Source organism: Candidatus Binatia bacterium (genome assembly GCA_036382395.1).
Lineage (GTDB): Bacteria > Desulfobacterota > Binatia > HRBIN30 > HRBIN30 > JAGDMS01.
The window spans coordinates 1-5,469 of record DASVHW010000085.1; the positions used below are offsets into that span (position 1 = coordinate 1).

The 5,469-nt window shown below is 60.4% G+C and carries 6 protein-coding genes; 3 read left to right on the forward strand and 3 right to left on the reverse strand.

Features of this window, described 5'->3' with window-relative positions; all coding sequences use genetic code 11:
* A partial coding sequence (locus VF515_04255) for an aldehyde ferredoxin oxidoreductase N-terminal domain-containing protein (GenBank protein HEX7406848.1) occupies window positions 1–273 on the reverse strand: 273 nt, incomplete at its 3' end.
* 159 nt (window positions 274–432) lie between these two features.
* On the opposite strand from VF515_04255, the gene VF515_04260 reads away from it, so the two are divergent.
* Complete coding sequence (locus VF515_04260; protein ID HEX7406849.1) at window positions 433–1,299, forward strand: glucan biosynthesis protein; 867 nt, start codon at window positions 433–435, stop codon at window positions 1,297–1,299.
* Window positions 1,300–1,398: 99 nt separating this feature from the next.
* The gene (locus tag VF515_04265; GenBank protein HEX7406850.1) at window positions 1,399–2,682 is read left to right on the forward strand and encodes a 4Fe-4S dicluster domain-containing protein; all 1,284 of its coding nucleotides are present in this window, start codon (window positions 1,399–1,401) and stop codon (window positions 2,680–2,682) included.
* A 328-nt stretch (window positions 2,683–3,010) separates the two neighbouring features.
* Here the strand turns inward: VF515_04265 and VF515_04270 are convergent, their stop codons facing one another.
* A complete protein-coding gene (locus VF515_04270) occupies window positions 3,011–3,793 on the reverse strand; it encodes a HEAT repeat domain-containing protein (GenBank protein ID HEX7406851.1) in 783 nt (260 codons plus the stop codon).
* Window positions 3,794–3,984: 191 nt separating this feature from the next.
* Here VF515_04270 and VF515_04275 point away from each other — a divergent pair, with 191 nt between their 5' ends.
* The gene (locus VF515_04275) at window positions 3,985–5,085 is read left to right on the forward strand and encodes a thioredoxin domain-containing protein (protein ID HEX7406852.1); all 1,101 of its coding nucleotides are present in this window, start codon (window positions 3,985–3,987) and stop codon (window positions 5,083–5,085) included.
* A gap of 71 nt (window positions 5,086–5,156) precedes the next feature.
* Here the strand turns inward: VF515_04275 and VF515_04280 are convergent.
* Window positions 5,157–5,469 (reverse strand): hypothetical protein (locus VF515_04280; protein HEX7406853.1); only part of this gene is annotated, 313 nt, incomplete at its 5' end.

Here is a 5,469-nt window from a genome sequence, read left to right on the forward strand (position 1 = left end):
GCCGATGCCGCCCGTCAGCGGGCTCTTGCACACCACGACAAAGCGGTTGGACTGCGGCGCCACCGAGCCGTTGAGGGGACCGGTGGCAAAGATGAGCGGGTTTGCCGGACCGAGCGGATCGATGCCGGGCTCGGTCATGTCGTACAGCAGACGGGTGCCGTACCCCTTGCCGCCGATGTAGAGCCGGGCAATGTTCTCGTCGAGTGATTTGAAGGCGAATGCCCGGTTGGCCAGGTCAACTTCCAGGACGCGGCCCGCGTATCCTTTGATCATTGCAACACCCCCGATATCCACCTTGTACCCAGGCGCCGCCGCCGTATCAACTCATATCCGCCGTGGAAGGACGGACAAGTGGAGGATTCCCATGTCTGGTGCTACGCTGCGGCGCGCGTTCGTTCTTGTTGAACGCCAAGACGGTGCACGGAGAGCGCGATGAATGGGTTCATGTCGGGTGTGCTGGAAGTCAAGTCGGGGCTGGTGCGGTCCGGGCTCGCGGGTGTTGTCCTCTTGGTGGTGGCGGCCTGCATGCCGGCCCGCGGCGTAGCGTTCGATCTCGACGACGTGGCCGCCCAAGCGGAGCAACTGGCTCGCGAGCCCTTCCAAGATCCGAAAGGGCAGGTGCCCGAGTGGCTCCTGAAGATCGACTACGATCAGTGGCGCGACATCCGCTTCCGCCCGCAGCGCGCCTTGTGGCGGGATGAGCACTTGCCGTTTCAGGTGCAGTTCTTTCACCCCGGCCTGTACTATGACCGCACCGTGGCCGTCAACGTCATCGACGCACAGGGCGTTCGACCCGTGGAGTTCTCGACCGATCAATTCGACTACGGCAAGAACAACTTCGCCAAGAAGGTGCCTCGGAAGCTGGGATATGCCGGCTTCCGCATCCATTACCCGCTCAACCGGCCCGACTACCCCGACGAACTCATCGCCTTCGTCGGGGCCAGTTACTTCCGCGCCCTGGCGCGGCAGCAGGTGTACGGGCTGTCCGCTCGCGGCATTGCCATCGATACGATTGCCTCGACGACCGAAGAGTTCCCTTACTTCCGCGAGTTCTGGCTCGTGCGTCCGGCGGCGGATGACGGTGAATGCGGTGCATCCTGGGATGGTCGCCACGAATTTTGCGGCGAACAACGGGGCGCTGGGCAAGGTCGCGCGTGTCTTTATGAATTTCGGATCGATCAGCATTGCCGATGGCGCAGAGACGATGGTTTATCTCGCGTCGTCGCCCGAAGTGGAAGGTATAACGGGCAAATACTGGGTCAAGAAAAAGGAACGCCAATCATCGCCCGTGTCGTATGATGAAGCGGCGCAGAAACAATTGTGGCAGGTGAGTGAGGAGATGGTTGGAGTGACCTTCCGGGTTTAAGGAAACTGGCAGGTCTGATCGATGAGGCTGCAATGGCGCACACAACTCTGAAACCTGGTTATCATGATTTAGTCGAACGTCTCAATCGTTTTCCGCAAGGCGCGCCGCCGTCCGATTTGCTCTATCGCATTTTGGAAATGCTGTTCAGCGAGCGCGAAGCGGAACTCGTCGCGCAGGTTCCTGTCAAGCCATTCACCGCACAGCAAGCGGCGAAGATTTGGAAGATCGACGTGACCGAAGCGCGCAACGTGCTCGAAGGTCTTGCCAGCCGCGCAGTTCTGCTTGATACGGAAACACCCAGCGGTGAAATGATGTACGTCCTGCCGCCGCCAATGGCTGGGTTTTTCGAGTTCTCGATGATGCGCTTGCGCGGTGACATCGATCAAAAAATGCTCGGCGAATTGTTTTACCAGTACATCACTGTCGAAGACGATTTCATTCGCGCGCTTTTTGCGAACGGCGAGACGCAGCTGGGTCGTGTGTTCGTCAACGAGCCGATGCTTTCCGCCGACAACGCGCTTCACGTTCTCGATTACGAGCGCGCGAGTCATGTCATCGACAGCGCGACGGCGATGGGCATCGGCGTCTGCTACTGTCGCCACAAGATGCAACACGTCGGACGCGATTGCAACGCGCCGAAAGATATTTGCATGACGTTCAACGGGAGCGCGCAGTCGCTCATTCGTCACGGCTATGCGCGTTCCGTGAGCAAATCGGAAGGGATGGATTTGCTCGCGCAGGCGTACGCGAATAATCTCGTGCAATTTGGCGAGAACGTGCGCGAGGGCGTCAACTTTATTTGCAATTGTTGTGGTTGTTGTTGCGAAGCGATGATTGCTGCGCGCAAATTCGGCATGATGAACCCAGTGCACACGACGAATTTCATTCCGTCGATTGAATTGGAGAAATGCAACGGTTGCGGCAAGTGCGCGAACATCTGCCCGGTGGAGGCGATGACCGTTGTCTCAGCGCACGATCCGCATCACGCCTACAAGCGCAAAGCCAAGCTCGATGTCGATATTTGTCTGGGTTGCGGCGTCTGTGCGCGCGTGTGTCCAACGCACGGCATCCAGCTTGAATCGCGCGCACAGCGCGTCATCACGCCCGTTAATTCGACGGCGCGCATTGTGATGATGGCAATCGAGCGCGGCAATTTACAAGATTTGATTTTCGATAATCGCGCGCTGTTCAGTCATCGCGCGATGGCGGCGATTCTGAGTGTGATTCTCAAAGCGCCGCCGGTCAAGCGCGCGTTGGCAAGCCAGCAAATGAAATCGCGTTACCTCGAAGCGATCCTAGATAGAGTGTCGGTCTAAATGTTACTCGTTCCGTATACGGGTGTCCGTCTGAACGCTTCGGCGAGGCAGGGGGGATGACGGCAACGTCCGATATTCGGCTCTTATGTCAAATACCCCGTTTGTAGGGACTATCCGCCGTTTGTAGGGACTATCCGCCCTGCGCGTCGGTGAGGCCAAGAGAATCGTCTTGGTCGCAAGCCCGTCGATTGTCGACAACCGTGTGCTCGCGTGCGCGGTGGCCGGTAAGGCTCGCTGGATCATTTCCGGCGATGCGCGTCTATTGGCGCTTATGGGTTTCTGACCCTGGGCCATATGCCATACGCGATAAGCGACGGGGCGCAGCCCGCTAGAGATACGTAAGTGCCTCGATCGCTTCTTTGCGGACGAGGTAGGCGCGATCCCACTCGAAGCGCTCATCCTTGCCCACAATATGCTCAAAAGTCTCGCGCAGGGTGGTCCGTTCCGGCGCCGTGAGATGTCCGAATTTGGCCAGCTTTCCCAGACTGCGGATGGCCTTGGCGCGGATGCTGGGGTTCTGATCGGCGAGATTCTTCTGCAAGGTTTGTACAAAGCGACGGCGCGTGTCCTCGGGTAGCGCGGCCGGCGGGATGGACTCGGCGAACTTGCCGATCGCGCGCGTAGCGGTGTCGCGCAGCTCGCGGTCCTGCGCTTCCGCAGCCTGGAGGGCGTAGGCAGCGGCCTGCACGATCTTTGGTGATTTGATTTTTCCCAACGCGTACAGGACGAACTGGCGGCGGCCTGGATCGGACGAGGATTGGTACTCGGCGACGAGGGGCGGAATGGCATCGGCGCCCAGGCGGCCCAGGGCGTTGGCAATGGCTATCTGCGCTTTGAGATCACCGGCGTCCAGTTGCGTGAGTAAAGCCGGGATGACCCACTTCCCGAAACCGACCACGAGCGCAATGGCTTCATTCAGCAAGGGCGCCAGGTCGGGTCGGTCCAGCGGATCAATGTAGAAGAGGGTCGAGACCATTTCGAACAGCCTGCCGGCTTCATCGGTTCCGACCTTGGAGATCTCCTTCTTGATGAGATCCAGAGCCCGGTGAAGGTCTTCTGGTTGTTGACTCGCCAGAAGTGTCTCGATGCTACGGCGCAGGTGCTCTTCCATGGCGGCGCACTCCTTTACTTTTTCCCTTCCCCCGTAGGTGCTGCCTCTAACGCCATGCTTGTACCTAAGTTCCGCGGTGACAATCAACTGCATAAGTCCAACCGACCGTGAGGGTGACCTGCCCGGGCGCTCGCTGTTGACGTAACGGCAGGGACGCCGTAACTTTGGATTTTTTCGCAGAGGAGAGGCGAATGCATAAATCCAGGTCGAGCGTCTTCGCGGTGGCCCTGCTGCTGGCGGCGTGCAGCCAACCGCCCGCATCAACCGATACGGCTACCGCGCCGGGTGGGACTGGATCGCAGGTGGAACAGGCGGCGGCGAAGTCGGCGGAGGGCAAGAGGGCGCCTGGTGCCGACGCTGTGGTCGCCACCGTGGGGTCGCGTGCCATCACGCAAGGTGAGCTCGAGCATCAAGTGAGCGGCAAACTGATCGAAATCGAGAGTCAGCGCTACGAAGCCCTGCGCCAAGGGCTCGACCAGATGATCGCCGAAGAATTGTACACGCGGGAGGCACAGGCGCGTGGCACTACGGTCGAGGTGCTGGCTAAGCAGGAGGTGGAGGACAAGGTGAGTGCCCCCACCGCGGAGCAGATTCAGCAGGTGTATGACGGGGCCAAGGAAGAGATCGGCGACCAGCCGCTCGACAGCGTCAGGCCGCGGATCGTGGCATTTTTGCGAGAGCAGCAGCAGGCGGAACGCAACCAGGCCTTCGTCGCTGAACTGAAGCAGAGGTACAAGCCGACCGTGTCGCTACGCCCACCGACGGTGAACGTCGGCGACGGAGGACGGCCGGTGCGCGGCAATGCGAAGGCGCCCGTGACCATCATCGAGTTTGCTGACTATGAGTGCGCGTTTTGCAGGCGCTCGGCGGCTACCATCGACCAGGTGCTGAAGACCTACGGCGACAAGATACGCTTCGTGTGGCGCGACTATCCACTGCCGTTCCACGAACACGCCCGACCTGCGGCCGAAGCCGCGCGCTGCGCCGAGGCGCAAGGGAAATTCTGGGAGTACCACGACAAGCTCTTTGCGGGTGAGGACTTGGCAGTTGACCGCCTGAAGGAGCTGGCCACGGCGGTGGGGTTGGATCGGGCGAAGTTTGACACGTGTCTCACCCAGACGCCGTCCACCGCCTCGATTGACAAGGACATTGCCGATGGCAGCAGTGCCGGCGTGCGCGGCACTCCCGCATTTTTCATCAATGGTCGCTTTATTTCAGGGGCGCAGCCGTTCGAGACGTTCAAGGAGGCGATCGACGATGAACTGAGCCGTGTCGCCGGGGCAAACGGGTGAGACCGGGCGCACCGCCGCGTTGCGTCCAGTTTACCGACAAGGGAAAAGAGCCTGGGATCGGGCACGCTGGCCTAGCGAGAGCCCTGGTCCTTGCCGGTCCGGGCGGTTCTCGAGGACGCGTGTTTCCGCGCTGGTCGTTGACCCGCCGGTGCGGCCGGGGAGTGGAAGGTGTACATTTGGCCGCTGCGCTCGGGGAGCACTACGTACCCGAAGAACAACCCCGTGGCGAACGTGAAGGGCACTCGCATGAGCGTCGGTGATGCCCAGCCTGCTTGATCAGTGCCCAGGAGAAAGCTGGCGAAACCGATGGCTGCGGCGCAGATCCCGAGCGTCACCAGGCTCTCCAATTTGGCGGCCATGATGAGGACGAAGAAAAAGAACAAG